General features: G+C 41.2%; 17 protein-coding genes and 1 pseudogene. 8 read left to right on the top strand and 10 right to left on the bottom strand.

What is annotated here, in order from left to right; genetic code table 11:
• The 3 genes and pseudogenes from tuf to rimI form a co-directional block, all read left to right on the top strand.
• A pseudogene (tuf, locus tag FTU65_RS15030) lies at nucleotides 1-188 on the top strand (elongation factor Tu); the annotation flags it as partial.
• Between the two features lie 216 nt (nucleotides 189-404).
• On the top strand, nucleotides 405-1,286 hold the full coding sequence (locus FTU65_RS15035) for a metal-dependent hydrolase (RefSeq protein WP_078193116.1): 882 nt from the start codon (nucleotides 405-407) through the stop codon (nucleotides 1,284-1,286).
• 117 nt (nucleotides 1,287-1,403) lie between these two features.
• Entirely contained in the window at nucleotides 1,404-1,862 is a 459-nt protein-coding gene (rimI, locus tag FTU65_RS15040; protein WP_180010018.1) for a ribosomal protein S18-alanine N-acetyltransferase, read from the top strand.
• A gap of 84 nt (nucleotides 1,863-1,946) precedes the next feature.
• Here the strand turns inward: rimI and FTU65_RS15045 are convergent, their stop codons facing one another.
• The 3 genes from FTU65_RS15045 to trxB all read right to left on the bottom strand — a co-directional run bounded on the left by FTU65_RS15045 (nucleotide 1,947) and on the right by trxB (nucleotide 4,580).
• A complete protein-coding gene (locus tag FTU65_RS15045) occupies nucleotides 1,947-2,762 on the bottom strand; it encodes an arginyltransferase (RefSeq protein ID WP_078190044.1) in 816 nt (271 codons plus the stop codon).
• Between the two features lie 21 nt (nucleotides 2,763-2,783).
• Nucleotides 2,784-3,515 (bottom strand): leucyl/phenylalanyl-tRNA--protein transferase, encoded by a 732-nt coding sequence (gene aat / locus FTU65_RS15050; RefSeq protein ID WP_180010019.1) that lies wholly within the window; start codon nucleotides 3,513-3,515, stop codon nucleotides 2,784-2,786.
• A gap of 111 nt (nucleotides 3,516-3,626) precedes the next feature.
• Nucleotides 3,627-4,580, bottom strand: a complete 954-nt coding sequence (trxB, locus tag FTU65_RS15055; RefSeq protein WP_111885274.1) for a thioredoxin-disulfide reductase — start codon at nucleotides 4,578-4,580, stop codon at nucleotides 3,627-3,629.
• A gap of 252 nt (nucleotides 4,581-4,832) precedes the next feature.
• On the opposite strand from trxB, the gene FTU65_RS15060 reads away from it, so the two are divergent.
• The gene (locus FTU65_RS15060) at nucleotides 4,833-7,946 is read left to right on the top strand and encodes a DNA translocase FtsK (RefSeq protein WP_180010020.1); all 3,114 of its coding nucleotides are present in this window, start codon (nucleotides 4,833-4,835) and stop codon (nucleotides 7,944-7,946) included.
• Between the two features lie 41 nt (nucleotides 7,947-7,987).
• Here FTU65_RS15060 and FTU65_RS15065 read toward each other — a convergent pair whose 3' ends face one another.
• Nucleotides 7,988-8,884, bottom strand: a complete 897-nt coding sequence (locus tag FTU65_RS15065) for a LysR family transcriptional regulator (RefSeq protein WP_180010110.1) — start codon at nucleotides 8,882-8,884, stop codon at nucleotides 7,988-7,990.
• 104 nt (nucleotides 8,885-8,988) lie between these two features.
• Here FTU65_RS15065 and FTU65_RS15070 point away from each other — a divergent pair, with 104 nt between their 5' ends.
• Nucleotides 8,989-9,891, top strand: coding sequence for an AEC family transporter (locus FTU65_RS15070; protein WP_180010021.1), 903 nt, complete (start codon nucleotides 8,989-8,991; stop codon nucleotides 9,889-9,891).
• A gap of 77 nt (nucleotides 9,892-9,968) precedes the next feature.
• Here FTU65_RS15070 and FTU65_RS15075 read toward each other — a convergent pair whose 3' ends face one another.
• From FTU65_RS15075 to FTU65_RS15100, 6 genes are all read right to left on the bottom strand, one after another.
• Nucleotides 9,969-10,256, bottom strand: a complete 288-nt coding sequence (locus tag FTU65_RS15075; RefSeq protein ID WP_067766167.1) for a PA4642 family protein — start codon at nucleotides 10,254-10,256, stop codon at nucleotides 9,969-9,971.
• Nucleotides 10,257-10,543: 287 nt separating this feature from the next.
• Nucleotides 10,544-10,816 (bottom strand): cell division topological specificity factor MinE, encoded by a 273-nt coding sequence (gene minE, locus FTU65_RS15080; protein ID WP_078190039.1) that lies wholly within the window; start codon nucleotides 10,814-10,816, stop codon nucleotides 10,544-10,546.
• 2 nt (nucleotides 10,817-10,818) lie between these two features.
• Entirely contained in the window at nucleotides 10,819-11,631 is an 813-nt protein-coding gene (gene minD, locus FTU65_RS15085) for a septum site-determining protein MinD (RefSeq protein ID WP_067670152.1), read from the bottom strand.
• Nucleotides 11,632-11,696: 65 nt separating this feature from the next.
• Nucleotides 11,697-12,416 carry a septum site-determining protein MinC gene (gene minC, locus FTU65_RS15090; RefSeq protein WP_078193110.1) on the bottom strand — a complete coding sequence of 240 codons (720 nt, stop codon included), beginning with the start codon at nucleotides 12,414-12,416 and terminating at the stop codon, nucleotides 11,697-11,699.
• A gap of 125 nt (nucleotides 12,417-12,541) precedes the next feature.
• Entirely contained in the window at nucleotides 12,542-13,606 is a 1,065-nt protein-coding gene (locus FTU65_RS15095) for a preprotein translocase subunit SecA (protein WP_373683471.1), read from the bottom strand.
• Between the two features lie 15 nt (nucleotides 13,607-13,621).
• Nucleotides 13,622-14,545 (bottom strand): acyltransferase, encoded by a 924-nt coding sequence (locus FTU65_RS15100; protein WP_180010022.1) that lies wholly within the window; start codon nucleotides 14,543-14,545, stop codon nucleotides 13,622-13,624.
• Between the two features lie 247 nt (nucleotides 14,546-14,792).
• On the opposite strand from FTU65_RS15100, the gene FTU65_RS15105 reads away from it, so the two are divergent.
• The 3 genes from FTU65_RS15105 (at nucleotide 14,793) to dut (ending at nucleotide 18,119) form a co-directional block, all read left to right on the top strand.
• A complete protein-coding gene (locus tag FTU65_RS15105) occupies nucleotides 14,793-15,425 on the top strand; it encodes an OmpA family protein (RefSeq protein ID WP_168379081.1) in 633 nt (210 codons plus the stop codon).
• Between the two features lie 137 nt (nucleotides 15,426-15,562).
• The gene (locus tag FTU65_RS15110) at nucleotides 15,563-17,602 is read left to right on the top strand and encodes a UvrD-helicase domain-containing protein (protein ID WP_078193107.1); all 2,040 of its coding nucleotides are present in this window, start codon (nucleotides 15,563-15,565) and stop codon (nucleotides 17,600-17,602) included.
• Between the two features lie 64 nt (nucleotides 17,603-17,666).
• Nucleotides 17,667-18,119 carry a dUTP diphosphatase gene (gene dut / locus FTU65_RS15115; protein WP_111885270.1) on the top strand — a complete coding sequence of 151 codons (453 nt, stop codon included), beginning with the start codon at nucleotides 17,667-17,669 and terminating at the stop codon, nucleotides 18,117-18,119.
• The last annotated feature ends 553 nt before the right edge of the window (nucleotides 18,120-18,672 follow it).

An 18,672-nucleotide genomic window follows, 5' to 3' on the forward strand; every position in this document is an offset into this window, starting at 1 on the left:
TCCGTACAACTGACGTAACTGGTGCAATCGCGCTTAAAGAAGGCGTTGAAATGGTTATGCCTGGTGACAACGTAGAAATGTCAGTAGAATTAATCCACCCAATCGCAATGGACGCTGGCTTACGCTTTGCGATCCGTGAAGGTGGCCGTACAGTTGGTGCTGGTGTAGTTTCTAAAGTAACTGCATAATCACTAAATGTGTGTAAAAAAGCGCCTCTTTGAGGCGCTTTTTTTTATGCTTATTCAATGTGATAGGGAAATTGTCTGACAATATTTTTTAAAGCTGTCCTTTAGTGATAATTCACTGTCCTTAACTGAAATAATTACGCTTCAATAAAACCGTAATATGAAATCAAGAAAACCAATAAAAGTTTGAGTATTTCATAACTCAAAAAGGAGTTAGGCATGAACGCTAAAGTAAAGATTACTAATCGAGCAGGTGCAAGTTTCCCTGTACGTCGCATGAATTTTGATTTTGATGCGGTACCAGAGTACTGGATGAACGGCTCAGCTGGTTTGACACATTTTATGACCGCATTATCTGCTTTATTTCCAGCGGGTGAAATGTTCTTTATTGATAGTGTGCGTGCCGTACGTAAACACCCAGCAATCGCAAATAATGAAGCCCTACAAAAAGAAATTAGTGCTTTCATTGGTCAAGAAGCGATGCATACGCAAGAGCATGAGGGTTTTAATGCTTCTGCACAAAAATACGGTCATGATGTCGAAACGCTTGATAAGGCAACGGGTCGTGTTATCCAAGGTGTGCGCAAAGTCTTTGCACGTATTGGTAAACCTGTCGGCATTACACAAGAAATGGTGGATCTAACCGCAACCACGGCACTTGAGCATTTCACTGCAACCATCGCTTCACAGTTATTGGTTAACCCGCATATTCAAGCCTTAATGACTGATGAAACCATGAAAAATATGTGGTTGTGGCATGCGATTGAAGAAAATGAACATAAAGCCGTGGCTTATGATGTTTTTGAAGGTGTCTTTGGTCAGGGAATAAAGGCCTACGCACTCCGTACAGGTTCATTGATTGGCGCAATGGTGACTTTATTCTTCGTACAAAGTTATTTTGTCGCTCGTTTATTAAAAGAAGATAACAAGCTTAATTTTGAAGCATTAAAAGATATTTATACCTATGGTTATAGCCCTTCAAAAGGCATCATCACTGGTATGGGTAAAGAAATGCTGATGTATTTTAAACCAGGTTTTCACCCGAATGATTTAGATACTTCTGGTTTGTTAAAAACGTGGAAAGCATATTTGGGTCTCTAATCACAGCGCTGTGGTGACTTTTTCAGAAGGGCGATGTAAATCGCTCTTTTTTTTATTCAACTTTATAGACAAACTTTTTATAATGCGCATACCCTAGCTATAGAAAGATAAACGAAGATGATTCGTTTGATGCAAGACGCTGATGTCCAGCAGGTTTACGATATCGAGCGCCGCGTACAAAGCCATCCTTGGACCATAAAACAATTTCAAGAATCGATTGCTGCCTATCAAAGTACGGTGATTGAGCGACAAGGAAAAGTTGTAGGTTTTTGCATTTTACAACCCGTTCTAGATGAAGCAAATTTATTGTTAATGGCGATCGATCCGAGCCAGCAAGGCAAAGGATTAGGTTTTCAATTACTCGATGAATCTATTGCCTTACTCAAAAATAAACCCATTCAAATCTTCTTAGAAGTGCGAGAAGGTAATCATCCAGCGATCCGTTTATATGAAAAAGCGGATTTTCATCAAATCGATTTGCGAAAGAATTATTATCCAAATGCCGATGGAACTCGTGAGCACGCCATTATTATGGTGAAGACTTGTGGTGATGATTTTGCAGCTTTATTTAAATAAAGCGGTGAAGAGTGATCAAATTTAAAGAAAGCATTCGTGAATAAACGGATGCTATTATATCGAATATCTTTTGTTTGATCCCTTTTATTTAATAATAGGATTGTTCCAGCCGGAAGGTAAGGTGGTCATCAGGGAATCCCCCAGTTGGCTAATTTCTTCTTGGGTCAGTGGTCGGTTGAGTCGACGCCATTGTCCATCAAGCAGAAGTTCCAGTGGAATGTACTGAGATTTATAATTCATTTTTTGCGAATCGGGCACCCAATAGCCCAAGTAGACATATTGCAGTCCAAGCTTTTGTGCATGCTCGATTTGTTTCAGAATGGCAAAAGTCCCTAGTGAGCGACGGCTTTCATCAGGATCAAAAAAGGTATATACCGCTGAAATACCATCATCGAGGGGATCACAGGTAGATACACTGATCAGTTGCTCATCTAACCACAGCTCTAAAAAGAAACTGTCAGTGCAGCTATTAATTAAAAATTTTTCAAATTGATCTTGGCTAGGTGGGTACATATCACCATCAGCATGCCGCTCATTAATGTAGCGTTCGTACAGCGCATAATGCTTTGCATCGGCATCTTGAGGGCGGCTAATTTTCACCGTTAAATCTTGATTCCGTTTCCACGCTTTTTTTTGCACGCTGTTCATTTGAAATTCATGAACAGGAACGCGAGAGGACAAACATTGGCGACAAAGATGACATTCAGGGCGATAGACAAAATCACCACTACGACGAAAACCCATGCGGGAAAGTTCAGATAATGTGACCACATCAATACGATGGACAGGATCAAGAAAGACCATCCGAGCAGATTTATTTTCTAAGTAGCTACAATCATGCGGAGGCGTGATGTAGTACTGTAATTCGTTCAACAGGGACTTCGGTTGATAGGAATTCATCGTAATATCCCTCTTTTATTGTCATGCGCTGAGACTCGCCCATTGCGCTATTGTTTTACTTGAAAATACACTGTCCTGATACTTTTTCCAATCGATTGATGGTTGTTTAACAACATCTTGTAACGAATTAAGGTATTGTTGGCGAGAAAGTGTACTCGCACCTAAGCTTAAGAGGTGATCGTTGACCAATTGGCAATCAATCCATGGCAACTGATTCTCTTGCCCGATGAGCATTAAGGTGTAAAACGCCATTTTAGAGACATCTGTTCGTGTACTGAACATAGACTCACCAAAGCAGCCATGGCCAATATTGACGCCATAGAGGCCTCCGACAACAGTCTCATTTTCCCAAACTTCAATGCTATAAGCATAGCCTGCTTCAAATAGCGCAGAATATCCCTGAATGATATCTTCTGAAATCCATGTTTCATTGGCATAACTACGTGGCAGTGAACATGAGAGAATCACAGTTTCAAACGCACGATTAATGGTGATCTTATAGTCCATTTTTTTCATGCTGCGTAATAACGATTTGCTCGGATGATAGTCCTGCGGTCGAATAATGCAGCGGGGTTCAGGACACCACCAACAAATCGGATCACCTTCACTGAACCATGGGAAAAGACCGTGACTATAGGCTTCAAACAGTGTGGAAGGGGAGAGGTCAGCACCGATGCAAATTAAGCCTTCACCTTCGGGATCGCATTCAACAGGATCGGGGAAAGTAAATTCAGAAGGAGGGAGTATCGGCATGCCAAGCTTCTTATTGAGGTACACGGATATTTATCATACATAAAAAAGCCGACCATCAGGTCGGCTAATTTTTTAAAATTATTTAGCTAAGCAAATGAATGAAGCAAAAGATTATTCGCCGAGTGCATCAAGGTATTTTTCAGCATCGAGTGCAGCCATACAGCCTGAACCTGCAGAAGTAATCGCTTGACGGTAGATACTATCGGCAATATCACCCGCAGCAAATACACCGGGAATAGACGTTTGTGTTGCGTTACCTGCGGTGCCACTTTGAACTTGGATGTAGCCGTCACGTAAGTTTAATTGGCCTTCAAAAATACCGCTGTTTGGTTTGTGACCAATAGCCACAAACATACCAGTGACATCAACATTTTGAGTTGAATCATCTTGCGTAGATTTAATACGTACAGAAGTCACACCCGTCGTATCACCAATCACTTCATCCACTTGGTGATTCCAGATGATGCTGATTTTACCTTCTTTTTCTTTTGCAAAAAGATGATCTTGCAGAATTTTCTCTGATCGTAAAGTGTCGCGACGGTGTACAAGAGTGACATGAGAAGCAATGTTTGAAAGATAAAGCGCTTCTTCCACAGCAGTATTACCGCCCCCGACAACCATTACTTTTTGGTTTTTGTAGAAGAAACCATCACAAGTTGCGCAAGCACTTACACCTTGACCCATAAATGCAGCTTCAGATTCAAGACCTAAGTATTGCGCAGTTGCACCTGTACAAATAATCAATGCATCACAAGTGAACTCTTCCATATCGCCTTTAAGTACGAATGGACGAACATTGAGGTCAACTTCGTTGATATGGTCATACACTATTTCTGTGCCAAAACGTTCAGCATGCGCTTGCATTTGTTCCATTAGGGCAGGGCCTGTTAAACCTTCTGCACCACCTGGCCAGTTGTCTACTTCTGTCGTTGTAGTCAATTGACCGCCTAATTGAATACCTGCGATGAGTGTCGGTTTCAGGTTCGCACGGGCAGCGTATACCGCAGCGCTATAACCTGCAGGACCAGAACCTAAAATAATTAGACGTGAGTGACGAGCGCTCATCCGTAGAATCCTTTTTTTATATGATAATTTGTGGAATTATACGTCAAAGTTTGAAACGATTGTGTGAGATTAAAGTCGATATTATTGATCATCGAAATCGTTTTGAGCTATATACAATAAAGTTAACAACTATACTTAAATTATCTTGCATCTTTTTTATTGAACAGGTGCATAATAACAGGTTTAGATTCAGCCCATTTTGTTGTGGGTAATGACAAAAACATTCATGAAGAATTGGTTACAGGAACGTATATGACAGCGGTGTCGGGTGCATATGCACAGCGCTTAATAATGACATTATTCCTTGTTTCATTTGGGATATATCTGTTCCTTGCAACAGTCACATATACGCCATTTGATCCGGGATGGATGCATTTATCCAGTGATACTCAGCAAGTTTCAAATGCCAGCGGCGTCGCAGGCGCATGGATAGCTGACTTACTCTATGGATTTTTAGGTTGGGCAAGTCTGCTGATACCTGTCTATTTATTTCTCGAAGCAATTCAAGTCTGGTGGCCACGTAGTTTTCTAAACCGTCCATTTCGCTATGCCGCTCAGTTCTTTATTTTACTGGCAACTTCAAGTTTACTTTTCCTATTTTGGAATGTTCCCGAAGATACTTTAGAAAATGCATCGGGCGGGATTATTGGTTATGAACTGGGTCAAAGTCTTGAACAAATTTTAACGGTCTATGGTGCAGCAATATTTCTTATTGCATTTTGGATCATGTTGTTCACTTTGGCCTTTGGCATCAAGTGGAATAAGACATGGGCAACCATGAAATCGACACCGGCTTATCTCCAAGATTTGTTCTATCGCAATGTCCCTGAAGGAGATACTGCTTTTGACCGTACCGTACCATCTACTAAAAAAGGCAGTGTGACTACTAATGTATCAAAAGTGATTGCACCAGTCACACCCGCCCATGAGCATCATGCTGTAGAGGTTGACCCTGTAGTACGTGATCGTGTTGCTGAGCGTTTATTTGATGATATTGCTGATAAAGAATGTGCAGACAAAGAAGGCAATGCACAGCATTTATCTACGGTAAATTCGCCGGAGACTGCTACACCATCCGATGAAGATTTTGAACATACTTTGGAGAAAGTGCGTCAGCTTGAGCAAGATCAACAACGTGTTGTTGCGACGGGAGAGGTTTGGCGTGCCTTGCATTCAAATGATGACCAACGGCACAAACAAGATATTGATGCTTTACTGAAAGCTGCAGAAGAAGAGCAGCCTGCCAATCAAACTGAATATTTCAACAAAGCAGCAGATGTGCATTTGACTTCTCCGACAGAAGCGGCGCCGGCAGTTAAAAAATCAGTGGATTGGGATGATGATGAAATCTTCGATGAGCTGTTAGCCGCTGTTCCAAATGGTAAAACAGCGACTGATGTGCATAGCCCATTTAATACAGCACAAAGTGAAAGTCCTGCAACGCATTCAAATGATTTTGCAACAGGTACTACTGCAACTGTTGTAGGATTAGGTGTGGCAGCTGCACAAACGACAACGCTCACCACACCGAAAAATATCGGTGCTGAAGCTGAATTTAATGATCTCGATGATTTGCTGGTTGAAGAAGCAGAGCGAGCAATAGAACAGTCACAACCGGTTCGTACAACCAGTAGTTATGCGCAATCTACGCCTTTGGTTCGTGCTGAAATCAATACGCAGCCACAGACTTTTATATCTGACGATGAAAAAGCGTTAATCAGCTCGAATAAAGATGCTTTCCGTGAAGTATGGCAAGAAACAGCAGGTAAGCCTGAAGACATCGATTTAGATCTCGAAGATGATTTTGACTTTGATGCGCCTTTAACCGATGCCTCTGGTCGTCCAATGTCTCGTGCGATGCAAGTGGCACAAAAACGTTTGGATTTACCGACTTTGCCGGGATTGGAAATATTAGATCCTGTAGATCCGAATAAGAAAGTTAATTTTACCGCAGAGCAATTGTCTCGCTTGTCTGAACTTTTAGAAATTAAGCTGCAAGAGTTTAATGTCAAAGCTAAAGTTGTAGAAGCACAGCCGGGCCCTGTCGTGACACGTTTTGAACTAGATTTGGCACCCGGTGTAAAAGCATCGAAAGTGACCAATATTTCACGTGACTTGGCACGCTCAATGTCTATGGCTTCTGTACGTGTGGTGGAAGTTATTCCGGGTAAACCGTATATCGGGATTGAAGTCCCAAATAGTTCACGTGAAATGGTTCGTCTTATTGAGCTGTTAGAAACGCCGGCATACCGTGATCCAAATGCCTTACTTAGTATGGCGATGGGTAAAGACATTTCCGGTAATCCTGTCTTGGCAGATTTGGCGAAAGCACCGCATATGTTGGTGGCAGGTACCACGGGTTCTGGTAAGTCAGTCGCAGTTAATGCCATGTTGTTGTCGATGTTGTTGAAATATACACCTGAGCAACTGCGACTCATCATGATTGACCCGAAACAGTTGGAACTTGCCAACTATAACGATATTCCACATTTATTAACGCCTGTTGTAACCGACATGAAAGATGCGGTGAGTGCATTGAACTGGTGTGTGAATGAAATGGAGCGTCGTTATAAGCTGATGTCTTTGATGAAAGTGCGTAAGCTGACTGACTTTAACCGCAAAATTGAAGAAGCAATGGCCAACGGGGAAGATCTCATCGATCCAACTTGGAAGCCAGATGACTCTGCAACCCAAAGTCGTGCGCCACGTTTACAGCCTATGCCGTTGATCGTAATTGTTGCCGACGAATTTGCCGACATGATCATGCAAGTGGGTAAAAAAGCTGAAGAAATGATTACCCGTCTTGCACAAAAATCACGTGCAGCAGGGATTCATTTGCTGTTGGCGACGCAGCGTCCAACCGTAGATGTAGTGACAGGTTTGATCAAAGCCAATATTCCAACGCGTGCTGCGCTACGTGTCAACAGTAAACTGGATTCACGTACTATCTTAGACGCTGGTGGTGCGGAAGACTTACTGGGCCATGGTGATATGTTATTCCTCGGACCGGGGAAAATTGAACCTGAACGGGTACATGGCGCGTTTATTTCAGACGATGAAGTGAACCGTATTTGTGATGCATGGCGTGAGCGCGGTGAACCGAATTATGTCGATGAAATCCTCACGCCTTATGATGAAGAGCCGACATCTCGCGGTTTTGAAGATGGTGATGGCGGATCAGATCGAGATGCTTTGTATGACCAATGCGTTAGCTTTGTACTGGAAACTCGTAAAGCTTCTACTTCTTCGCTGCAACGTAAATTTAGCCTCGGTTATAACCGTGCTGCACGTATCATCGACCAAATGGAAGAAAATGGTATCGTAAGTAGTATGGGGCCAAATGGTAAACGAGATATCTTGGTCTAAGTCCTAAAACAAAAAACCTGCTTCGGCAGGTTTTTTTATTTTTAGATTGAGAACCTATCTTGGTAGAACATGGACTGGGCCAGTTCGATAAAGGCTTTGCAGGCAGGGCTCATGAGTTTTTGATTTTTTACGGCGAGTCCAATCTGCCGTTGGGTATTTGGAAAGAGTGGACGTTTAACCACATGTGGATGCAACGCCAACAGCTCAGTAGGCATCGCCATATCTGCAACAATAGCAATCCCTTCCTGTAAATTCACCATGTTTAAAATGGTTAACAGTTGCGACATTTGATAGGTAATTTTAGGTTGTATGTAGTGTTGTTTAAGCAGTTTTTCAACATGGGACTGGCTGCCTGCACGGGTCATAATAAAGGGGTAATTTTGCAGGTCTTGGATATCTAAATGACTGTGTTTGGAAACTGAATAACTATCTGGAATCAAGGCAATGAAAATGTCTTGAATTAAGGGGAAGGTGAACAGTTGCGGCTTAGGGAGTACGGCAAAACCAACATCAATCTGACGTTCAGAAATCCAACGAGACACTTCTGCATCGGTACCTTCTTCGACATAGATTTCAATGTGTGGATAGCGCTCTCTATATGCCTTTAATAGCTCTGGAAGCAGATGAATCGAACTAGAAGAACCAAAAGAGCCAATTCTCAGCGTTCCTTGTTGAATACCATGTGCGGCATGCACTTCTTGTTGCATGATTTGTGCCGTATTGATGATTTCTTTGGCATGCAGTAATAACTGCTGACCGATGTGGGTAATGCTAATTTCGCCTTGCTCACGGCTAAATAATCTGACATTCCAATGTTGCTCTAAACACTTTAGGGCATGAGAGACAGCTGACTGAGTAATTCCCAGCTGTCGAGCAGCGAGAGTAAAGCTTTGTTGTTCTGCGACTTTAATAAAAATTTCAAGCTGAGAAAATGTCATTGCCATGAGTAATTACTCATTTTGTTATGAGTCTAGATGAGGATTATATTGTGCTACATAAATGGTTAAAGATGAAATAGCTACTTTATTTCAAGGCGTACAGCATGAATATCGTCGTCGCATTGTTTCCCCTCGTTGCATTAATCGCGATGGGCTATGTGCTTAAATATACACAGTTTGTTCAGAATGAATTTTGGGCAAATTCAGAAAAACTCAATTACTACGTTTTATTTCCTGTGCTGCTTTTTTTGAATGTATCAGCCGTGCAATTGGATATGAACACTGTTTCACGAATGTTGACAGTACTGGTTGCGGGCACCAGTTTGATCAGCATTGTGTTGTGGGGGATCAAGCAGTTTATGCATATTCCCGTGAAGCGTTTTGGCGTGTATATCCAAAGTCATATCCGTTTTAATACCTATATTGGTTTGTCGCTCATGGGTGCTTTATTTGGCTCGACAGGCATGCAGATGTTTGCCATGTTAATTGCCGTTGCAGTGCCCTTAGTCAATATTATTTCAGTCTTGGCGTTTTCAAATTTAAGTGTGAAGCAATTGGGGCAGACCTGTCAGTCCATCGCAAAAAATCCCTTAATTTTAGGCTGTGTTGTAGGGGTGTTGTTTAATTTATCAGGTCTCACTTTATTTAATGGTTTACCCGAGCTGCTAAAAATATTGGCGGCAATGAGTTTGCCTTTGGGTTTATTGTCTGTGGGAGCGGCATTACAGTTTCAGCAAATGCGCGCCGATCTGCGTCGTTTAAGTTTAAATACGATAGGGCGTCTCATGTTAATGCCATGTATTGCTTATCTATTGAGTACTTGGATGGGTTTGACTGATTTTGAGCGGATGATTTTAGTGGTCTTTTTTGCTTTGCCAACTGCATCTTCGTCTTATATTTTGACACGCTATTATCAAGGTGATTCACAACTGATGGCGGCCATTATTAGTGTACAAACCATTGGTTTTGGCTTGATGTTTCCATTGCTCATATTGACCATGCATTGATTATGATGATATTCAATAATGCTAATTTTAAATCAGATAAAAAAGCCCACATCATGCGGGCTTTTTTTTACTCGAAATTAAGCAAATTTTGCCAATACTTCGAGGAAACCTGCGCTTTGACGTGGATATTGAGCAATCACGTCATGAATACGCTGACCTTCAGGATTAGTTGCGTTCACATCACGGCCATCGGCAACGAATTGAGTCAAAAGACGCTCATAGTCATTTGGACGCATATGTTTGAAAGCATGGTAAAGCACGTGAAAGTCGCCATTCACTCCTTCAGGAGGAAGCTGAGTAAGGTAGGCAAAAACACGCTCATCTGACCATTCTTCGTTGAACGTTGCTGGCTGAGATAATGCCATCGCAATCTCCTTGCTGGTTTAAAATACAAAAAGGCAAAAATGAGTACGCAAGTAAAATGGTTTTATTCGCCATCTCTAAGTTAAGCGACTCATTTTATGGTTGGATCTAAAGTTATTTTTTTTATCCCGTTTACTCGAAGCAAAGCTTTTGATCTAACAAAGGAATAAAACTAATCCAGCCCACTCGAAGCAAAGCTTCTCATCTTGCGGCTGGGTAAAGCAGCACTTTACTGATCCAGCCTCACATTTTGCCTTGATTCAATTTACTTGGCTAATCAGAATTCAGATTAACGTTCTTCAGGCAAATTGATATTCATTTCAAGCATTTCAATATTCGCTTCAGAACGAACAGACATTTGAATATGTTGCTCATCTACACCACGAACATAGCGGTTTACTACTTGCATGATTTCTTTTTTCATCATGTCAATCTTGTCTTGGCTGAGGCGTTTACCTAAACCATTTTCAGATGCCACGATGACTTTTAAACGGTCTTTTGCCGTTTGTGCGCTTGAGGGTTTCTCGTCGCTGCTAAAAAGTTTGCTCCAAAATCCTGCCATGATTACGCTCCAAATAGACGTGCTAACCAACCCTTAGGTTTTACCGTAATGTGACGGTAAGGGCGCTCTTCACCAAGGAAACGTGCAACAAGGTCATCATACGCTTGGCCAGCCGCTTCTTCTGTAAACAGAATCACTGGTTTACCTTCGTTTGATGCTTGTAGAACGCTTTTACATTCAGGAATAACACCTAAAGTCGGTACGCGTAAAATATCTTTTGAAATATCATCAATCGTCAACATCTCTTGTTTATCCGCACGTTCTGGATTGAAACGTGTAATACAGAGATGCTTACGGATACGACCTTCGTTTTGTTCTACTTTTTTGGTTTTGCTGTCGAGCATACCAATAATACGGTCAGAGTCACGTACCGAAGAAATTTCTGGGTTCGTCACAATGATCGCTTCATCAGCATGATACATTGCTAAAATTGCACCACGTTCGATACCCGCAGGTGAGTCACAAATAATGTAATCAAACTCTTGAGAAAGTTCGTCCATCACACGTGCTACACCTTCATCTGTTAACGCGTCTTTATCACGGGTTTGAGATGCAGGTAGAATGTAGAGATTTTCAATATCTTTATCGCGAATAAGCGCTTGTTGTAATCGAGCTTCGTTATTCAATACGTTTACAAAGTCATATACAACGCGGCGTTCACAGCCCATGATCAAGTCTAGGTTACGTAAACCCACATCAAAGTCGATCACAACAGTTTTGTGGCCGCGAAGGGCTAAACCTGTTGCAAAAGATGCGCTTGTAGTTGTTTTACCTACGCCACCTTTACCTGATGTTACGACAACAATTTTCGCCACCGAATCCACTCCTGTTATGGTTTAAATCCCCTTTTTTAATTAGGGGTTTGGTGATTATTTATACATTAAAATTGCAAAGCTTCAAATACTAGCTCTTGCTGGTCATTCAAATAAATATGTACTGGCTGTTTGACCACATGAGGTGGAATGTCATCAGCGACACAGTAAGTCCCTGCAATTGAAACCAATTCAGCTTCTAATGAATGGCAGAAAATACGTGCAGCCGTGTTCCCACCAGCTCCGGCAATGACTCTACCACGAGCACTACCATAAATATGTATATTTCCTGAAGCAATTACTTCTGAACCGCTATTAATACCAGCATTAATAATGATATCGCCATGGTCTTGGACTAAACATTGACCTGTACGTAAGATTTCATTGTGATACGACGTAGCATGACGAATGGTCGGTACTTCGACTGCAGCAATTTTATCTTCGGTTTTTTCTTCTGCAGGTGCGGGTTCTTCAACCACTTGTTCGCGTGTCGGTTTAACTTGTTGTAGTTTGCGATCCGCAGGAACTACGGGAAATTGGATAGCACGTGCTTGGTCCGATAGCGGACCTTCAGTGACACCAATCGGTTGAATTTCAATACTAATAAGTAGTTGAATCAGTGCAATTAGTTCTTGATCAACCGTACTTTCAATCACGGCTAATGTTCCGGGTGGAAAAGCCTTTTGGAACATTGGAGTAAGTTGCTGGCGGATCGCATCATGATCATTGGTATCGAGGTGAATGCGAATCGCATTGACCATTTTGCCTTTTATCCGTATATCAGCCATATTGAATCCTTGAGACTTCTAACTATTACTTTTGTGCCGAAGTAGTTATGTTGTAAATAGAGCAAATCCTAGAACAATTTGCATGAATACTCTAGCGGAGTTCGCAATTATTTTTGACTAAGTGTTTATTCTGTAGCTTGGTCCTGTTCCTGCATAATCTGCTGCCACTGTTTTACTTTCACTTGCTTACGAATAGCCTCTAGACTTTCAAAAACCGCAGAGCGAACCAACTCATCCAGCTGGACATTATTTTCGATTTCAATACGGCTAACACGCTGTGAAATGTCTAAATATAGATTGGGTTTTTGAGCCGTAGATGTATTGGGATAAGCCAATGGGGAAATTAAACCTTGGGTAATATTTTCACCCAAACGTTGCCCGATACTTTGAATCTGCTGTTCAATGCGGCTGCCAACGATTGGCACTAAGCGCAATAGCTGCGTGAGCTCGGGGGTATCTTCGATGGCCTGACTGACGATTTGTCCGACATTTTTGGCGATCAATTCACGTTCAGTACGTAGCTCTTTGCTTAAATTTTCTTGCAAAATCTCAGCTAAAACTTGGGTGAACATCTCACGGTGATGCTGCACAAGATTACTAATTAGGTCTTTATGGGTTGTACTGGTATTGAGCTCATGCTTAACACCATCTAACACGGTAAGTACCACACGATCTGACAGTTCTTCCATCACGACTCGATAGTAGAACAATGCCTTTTTCTGCCATGCAGAAGGCACGATTTGATAGCCCATTTCATACAGTCGATAAGCAATAATGCCCGCGCGAAATAAACGCAGGAAACGTAAATGCGGCACAATGGCTAAAATTTCGTACCAATGTATAAACGGGAAGAAGAACCAGCGCTGATGGTGCTTGTTGATGATGGCAATCGCCCAACGCACCAACAGTTCTACAATCAAAAAGATAATGAACCACGCTTCGGTGGTAATCACCCACGGATGCAAATGTTCACGGTAAAAACTCAGCACATCGGGCAGGTGGATACTGTTAAAGAACCAACTGCCAAGATTGCTCATGAGGAAAAAGTTCATGCACAGGCAGAACAAGTTAAAAACAATAATAAACACCATGAATATGTCATAAATCAAAAACAGTTTGAATGACCAACTGTTTGGATTGACATGATGATATTTAGATTTCTTGTTTTGCGGCATGCTGTTCTGCGACATAAAACTTCTTCTTAATTATTCAGTAACTGAGTATTTAGCTTTCATACGAGTAATGAGTTGGTCTTTCTCCGTCCACAGCTCATCTACCCAATGCTGAAATTTTTCACGGAATTCTGCATCATCTTCATAGTTGCCGCCATGCACCCACGTTGGAATTTCAATTTTACGTAAATCCACGGCGATACGCGGAACTTCACCGAGCCAAAATTCGCCATAACCTGGTGCACCATTTGGATAGACGATGGTCATATCCACGAGAGCATCAACTTGATCCCCTAAAATATTGAGTGCCAGTGCTAAACCACCCGCTTTCGGCTTAAGAAGGTTTTGATACGGTGATTGCTGTTGCGCATGTTTTTCAGGGGTGAAGCGAGTGCCTTCCAAATAGTTCAGCAGGGTAAAAGGCTGGCTCAATAACTGTTCACAAGATTTACGCGCTTCTTCCATATCTCGATATTTAAGTTCAGGATTTTTCGCGATTTGTTCTTTGCTGTGTCGTTTCATCATTGGAAAGCCTAAAATTTTAAAAGCTTGACCAACAAATGGAATGAAAATGAGTTCCCATTTGGTAAAGAAACGCGTCAGTGGCATACGGGTTAAACCAAAATATTGGTTGACTGTCGTATCGACCCAACTCTGATGATTACAGGTCATGAGATAGCGACCATGCAAATTTAAGTCGAGGCCTTCATCGATGGTGATATCCCATTTTGTGTTGGGTAAAACGTGATCAATTAACCAGTTATTGACCGTGAGCCAACTGTTGGTAATTTTTATGTTGGTTTCATCAACCTTTTTTGATTTTTTAAAGAGTTTGGTTAGACCCAGTGCTAAAACAGGAGGGCCATGGAAAAAAGTACTGCCTGTCATAATAGAACCGACGGTAAGTCCTTTGCTAATTTTTTTTAGTGTCGGTTGCTTATTTGTTTGAGATGACATATAAAAAGTCCTAGCGGAAATTGTCCAAATAATGATTGATTCTAATAAATATAGTTCGAGTTGATTAAATAAAAAAGGGCATCTGCAGAACTGTGAAGAAATTGTGATGGAATTAACAAATAAATCTCGTATTCATATTACAAATTGTAACTAAACGTTTTATTATTAACAAAAAATCAATGGTTCAGCCATTTGTTTTACTTCATCATTTCAACCATACAACAAAACACAAAGAAGGAGGCATGCAATGCGTGCACTAGTAATTTCGGCAGTAGTTGGGGCAATGGCACTTACTGGTTGTCAAAACATGGAATATGACAAAGCAGCAATCGGTACTGGTCTAGGTGCTCTTTTAGGCGCTGGTATTGCTTATTCTAATGCTGATAAAGACAAAATGGGTCAAGCAGCTGCAATTGGTGCTGTAGTTGGTGGTGGTGCAGGTCTTCTTCTTGATAAGAAAGAAAAACGTCTTAAACAAGAATTGGCTGGTACTGGTGTTGACGTAGGTCGTAATCCAGATGGTTCGATCAACCTTGTTATGCCATCAGTAACTTTCGCAACTAACTCTTCAACTATTCAATCTCAGTTCCAATCTGCGTTGAATGATGTTGCTAAAGTATTGCGTGAAGACGGTACTGCAAACAAACTTGCAATCGTTGTACACGGTCACACAGATAACACAGGTTCTGATGCGATCAACAACCCACTTTCTCAAAACCGTGCAAACTCAGTGAAAAACTACCTAGCGTCTCAAGGTATTTCTTCAACTCGTATTACTGCACGTGGTTACGGTTCAACTTCTCCAGTAGCGGATAACTCAACTGCTGCAGGTCGTGAACAAAACCGTCGCGTAGAAATCTCAGTTTACGAAACTAAATAAGTTTTAGTTCGAAACGAAAGGCCACCCTCGGGTGGCTTTTTTTATGGCATTTTTAATGACCGATAAAATACATTTTGCATTAGGCAAGATCGTTTCAGATGACTATAATCATCCTCGAATTAATAAGAGGAAAGACTATGTCACTGGCAAGTCAGTTGAACGACAAGCAACTTGAAGCAATGAAATACACTCAAGGACCCTTGTTAGTACTTGCAGGGGCAGGTTCAGGCAAAACATCGGTTATTACCCGTAAAATTGCCTATTTGGTGAAGCATTGTGGTATTCCTGCGCACCGCATCACCGCGATGACCTTTACCAATAAGGCCGCGCGAGAAATGAAAGAGCGTGTGACGAAGCTGATGAGCCGTGAAGAGGCAAAAGGGCTGTCGGTTTCTACCTTCCATAACTTCGGGCTAAACATGCTCCGTTTGGAATTAAAAAATACACCGCTAAAAAATAACTTTTCAATTTTAGATGCAGATGATTGCAAACGCATTTTGATGGACTTAATGCATCGCGACAATTTATCCGGTGCAGAAAGTAAAGAGCTGATTGCCAAAGCCATGAAAATGATTTCAGATTGGAAAAACGATCTGATTCCACCTGAGCAAGCGCATACCACCTGTGAAACAGCAGAAGACGTTCAGTTTGCACATCTGTATCAACTGTATGAGCGTAATTTACGTGCCTACAATGCTGTGGATTTTGATGATTTGATTGTCATGCCGACGCGCTTATTACAAGAAAATGCAGAAGTGCGTGATCGTTGGCAAAATCGAATCCGCTATTTATTGGTCGACGAATATCAAGATACCAACACCGCGCAATATATCTTGGTGAAATTACTCGTGGGTGTCATGGGACAGTTCACCGCGGTAGGTGATGATGACCAATCGATTTATGCATGGCGTGGTGCTAAGCCTGAGAATATGGCTTTATTGAAGGAAGATTTCCGTAATCTGAAAGTGATTAAACTTGAGCAAAACTATCGCTCGACCAGTCGTATTTTAAAAGCAGCAAATACCGTTATTGGCAATAACCCACATATTTTCGATAAAAAGCTCTGGTCAGATAAAGGCCACGGTGAAGTGATCCGCGTGATTACTTGTCGTAATGACGATGATGAATCAGAACGCGTCGTAAAAGACTTGATCACGCATAAGCTGATGAACGGTAAAAACTGGAAAGACTACGCCATTTTATATCGTGGTAATTTCCAAGCGCGCGCTCTTGAGACACAGCTCCGCCAAATGCAGATCCCGTATAAATTATCGGGTGGTCAGTCTTTCTTCGCTCGTGCTGAAATTAAGGACTTGATGAGCTATTTACGTTTGATCATCAACCCTGAAGATGACAGTGCATTCTTACGAATTATCAATACACCAAAACGTGCGATTGGCCCTGTGACTTTGGAAAAGCTTGGTCTATTTGCGCAGGAAAGTAATTTATCCTTACTCAGTGCAGCAGGCGACCAGCGCTTAAGTATGGCGATTCCGAAAAAAGCCACAACCCAATTGGCCGAATTTGCGGACTTTATTTCGACCTTTACCCGTGAATTATTAGAAGATGATGAACCTGTTCCGATCATTCGTCGCATGATGATTGAAGCAGGTTATATCGACTATGTTAAAGAATCTGCAGCTACACCTGCGCAGGAAAAAACCAAGCTGGATAATATTGAAGTGCTATATAGCAGTATTCAAAGTTTGATTAACCGTGCAGAAGATGTAGATGAAAAGAACATTGAAAGTGTGATTCGTAAGATGGTGCTGCTCGATATGTTAGAACAGCAACAAGAAGAAGAAGACACCGATAAAGTCAATTTGTTAACACTCCACGCGTCGAAAGGTCTGGAATTTCCATTCGTTTATTTGATTGGTCTGGAAGAAGAAATTCTACCGCATAAAAACTCCATTGCTGCTGACACGGTCGAGGAAGAACGACGTTTGATGTACGTGGGGATTACTCGTGCACGTCAAGGCTTAACTATGACTCTAGCAGAGCAACGTAAAGCCGGTGGTCAAATGCGACAAATGACACCAAGCCGTTTCTTGGACGAACTGCCACAAGATGAATTGGAGTGGTTAGGCCGCAAGAAAAAGCTGGCAGGGGATATCGATCCTAAACAGCAAGCACAGCATTATTTAGAAAATTTACGTGCGCTGATTAAGCGTTAAAGCTTAAAGCGTAGAATATTTTATTTATTTTTTGAAATTCGTTTTATTGAAACAGGAATGAACCATGAAAGTTCAAGTTAAAGTTCTCGACACACGTTTAGGTACGGAATGGCCAATGCCAACTTATGCCACAGCAGGTTCGGCAGGTCTTGATCTCCGTGCATGTGTAGAAGAAACCACCGTAATTGAACCGGGTCAAACTGTTCTGGTAAAAACAGGCCTATCGATTTATATCGAAGATACTAACTTTGCAGGTTTAATTCTGCCACGTTCAGGCTTAGGTCATAAACACGGAATCGTGTTGGGTAACTTGGTCGGTTTGATTGACTCAGACTACCAAGGTGAATTGATGGTATCTGTTTGGAACCGTAGCCAAACGGCATTTAGCCTAGAGCCGGGTGAGCGTTTAGCACAATATGTTTTAGTGCCAGTTGTACAAGCTCAGTTTGATATTGTGGATGAGTTTGAAGCCACTGAACGAGGAGCAGGCGGTTTTGGTCATACAGGTAAAAACTAATCAGCGCAAGACTTTTGATCCAGTGTGTTGACAAGTAAATGCCTACAATCAAGTAGCGAATAAAAAAACCATCCTCGTGATGGTTTTTATTTATATCATTTAATTTAAATTTTTAATTTATTCAAATTCAAATCGATATTTAGAATATTTTGGATCTTATCGGGATTTTTAATTCTGATGAATTTACTTGGTTTATATTTTAGAGGTGAGGGTAAAGAATAATTAGAATTTTGTATATTGGTTTAAATTTGATCGATTTACTATATTTATACACATTAGAAAAATGAATTAAAAATGTTTGAAAAGTAAAATATTTAAAACTAAGGGATGATTTGATAATTTTTTTAATATAAAATATTGATTTAATTTTAAAAATAATTTAGCGGATAAATGTTATTGTAATTTTTAGATCAGTATTTAAATATTATTAGATCTCTTTCATAAATCAAAAAACGATCTTATTTTTGGTTAATATTTGCACTCCGGATTTCTTAGCATTCGTGCATAATCTGCGGATGAAATACATCGATTCAAACAAGCTTTCTGATCCTCA

Origin of the sequence: Acinetobacter sp. YH12129 (assembly GCF_013418685.1) — a bacterium.
Taxonomy (GTDB): Bacteria; Pseudomonadota; Gammaproteobacteria; order Pseudomonadales; family Moraxellaceae; genus Acinetobacter; species Acinetobacter amyesii.

Excerpts from the sequence above, each read along its gene's own strand:
- aat (WP_180010019.1), bottom strand. The coding sequence starts at position 3,515 with ATGCCGATACTCCCTCCTTCTGAATTTACTTTCCCCGATCCTGTTGAA.
- minC (WP_078193110.1), bottom strand. The coding sequence starts at position 12,416 with ATGGCTGATATACGGATAAAAGGCAAAATGGTCAATGCGATTCGCATT.
- FTU65_RS15070 (WP_180010021.1), top strand. The coding sequence starts at position 8,989 with ATGAATATCGTCGTCGCATTGTTTCCCCTCGTTGCATTAATCGCGATG.
- FTU65_RS15035 (WP_078193116.1), top strand. The coding sequence starts at position 405 with ATGAACGCTAAAGTAAAGATTACTAATCGAGCAGGTGCAAGTTTCCCT.
- FTU65_RS15100 (WP_180010022.1), bottom strand. The coding sequence starts at position 14,545 with ATGTCATCTCAAACAAATAAGCAACCGACACTAAAAAAAATTAGCAAA.
- FTU65_RS15060 (WP_180010020.1), top strand. The coding sequence starts at position 4,833 with ATGACAGCGGTGTCGGGTGCATATGCACAGCGCTTAATAATGACATTA.
- FTU65_RS15095 (WP_373683471.1), bottom strand. The coding sequence starts at position 13,606 with ATGTCGCAGAACAGCATGCCGCAAAACAAGAAATCTAAATATCATCAT.
- minE (WP_078190039.1), bottom strand. The coding sequence starts at position 10,816 with ATGGCAGGATTTTGGAGCAAACTTTTTAGCAGCGACGAGAAACCCTCA.
- FTU65_RS15065 (WP_180010110.1), bottom strand. The coding sequence starts at position 8,884 with ATGACATTTTCTCAGCTTGAAATTTTTATTAAAGTCGCAGAACAACAA.
- FTU65_RS15045 (WP_078190044.1), bottom strand. The coding sequence starts at position 2,762 with ATGAATTCCTATCAACCGAAGTCCCTGTTGAACGAATTACAGTACTAC.
- FTU65_RS15110 (WP_078193107.1), top strand. The coding sequence starts at position 15,563 with ATGTCACTGGCAAGTCAGTTGAACGACAAGCAACTTGAAGCAATGAAA.
- FTU65_RS15075 (WP_067766167.1), bottom strand. The coding sequence starts at position 10,256 with ATGGCATTATCTCAGCCAGCAACGTTCAACGAAGAATGGTCAGATGAG.
- rimI (WP_180010018.1), top strand. The coding sequence starts at position 1,404 with ATGATTCGTTTGATGCAAGACGCTGATGTCCAGCAGGTTTACGATATC.
- FTU65_RS15105 (WP_168379081.1), top strand. The coding sequence starts at position 14,793 with ATGCGTGCACTAGTAATTTCGGCAGTAGTTGGGGCAATGGCACTTACT.
- trxB (WP_111885274.1), bottom strand. The coding sequence starts at position 4,580 with ATGAGCGCTCGTCACTCACGTCTAATTATTTTAGGTTCTGGTCCTGCA.
- dut (WP_111885270.1), top strand. The coding sequence starts at position 17,667 with ATGAAAGTTCAAGTTAAAGTTCTCGACACACGTTTAGGTACGGAATGG.